The sequence below is a fragment of the Micromonospora sp. NPDC051925 genome, from assembly GCF_044548625.1.
Taxonomy (GTDB): domain Bacteria; phylum Actinomycetota; class Actinomycetes; order Mycobacteriales; family Micromonosporaceae; genus Micromonospora.
Genome location: NZ_JBIUCH010000064.1, coordinates 1 through 1,067 on the forward strand (window position 1 = coordinate 1; position 1,067 = coordinate 1,067).

General features: G+C 71.4%; 1 rRNA gene and 1 pseudogene. Both read left to right on the plus strand.

The features are described 5' to 3' along the window. Positions 1 to 93, plus strand: a 5S ribosomal RNA gene (rrf, locus tag ACIG87_RS32300); the annotation flags it as partial. Positions 94 to 289: 196 nt separating this feature from the next. Beyond that, positions 290 to 1,067 (plus strand): annotated as a pseudogene (locus ACIG87_RS32305) (hypothetical protein); the annotation flags it as partial.

The window sequence follows — 1,067 nt, forward strand, 5'->3', positions numbered from 1 at the left end:
ACGCCCGGTCACATTCCGAACCCGGAAGCTAAGCCCTCCAGCGCCGATGGTACTGCACTCGGGAGGGTGTGGGAGAGTAGGACACCGCCGGACAATCTTCCAGTCGAGGGCCGCCCCATCCGGGTCGGCCCTCGACTGCGTAGCGCCATTGGTGGCGCAATCAGGAAGGATGTACCTGTGAGTTCAGGACCGCAGGGCGGAGATCGTCCGCGCCGTTACGAAGACCGCTCCACCCGGCCCGAGGGGCGGGACGCCGGCCCGCGCCGCGACGACCGTCCCCCGTACCGGGGTGACCGCGACGACCGCGGTGCCCCCCGGGGTGGACCCCGTGGCGGCGACCGCCGCGATGAGGGTTTCCGCTCGGCTCCCCGTACCGGTGACTCTCGCCCCGGTGGCTTCCGCCGGGACGGCGACTCCCGTGACGGCGGTTTCCGGGGTGGCGACCGCCGTGAGGGCGGTTTCCGACGCGATGGTGACGCCCCTCGAAACGGCGGTTTCCGCAGCGGCGACCGCCGCGAGGGCACCGGCTCCGGTGGTGACCGGCGTGAAGGTGGCTTCCGGTCGGGTCCTCGTGATGGTGACTCCCGGCCCGGTGGCTTCCGCCGGGACGGCGACTCCCGCGACGGCGGTTTCCGTGGTGGTGATCGTCGTGATGATTCGCGTGGTGGTGACCGTGGTGGTTTCCGGTCCGGTCCGCGCGAGGGCGGTTTCCGTGGTGGTGACTCCCGTGAAGGCGGTTTCCGGGGCGGTGACTCCCGGCCTGGTGGTTTCCGCCGGGACGGTGACTCCCGTGACGGCGGTTTCCGGGGTGGCGACCGCCGTGAGGGTGCCGGCTCCGGTGGTGACCGGCGTGAAGGTGGCTTCCGGTCGGGTCCTCGTGATGGTGACTCGCGGCCCGGTGGTTTCCGTCGGGACGGTGACTCCCGTGGGAGTGGCTTCCGCTCCGGTCCGCGCGAGGGTGGTTTCCGTGGCGGTGACTCGCGTGAGGGTGGCTTCCGTGGTGGGGACCGTCGTGATGGTGCCGCCGGTGGTGAGCGTCGTCCTGGTGGTTTCGGCGGTGGTGACCG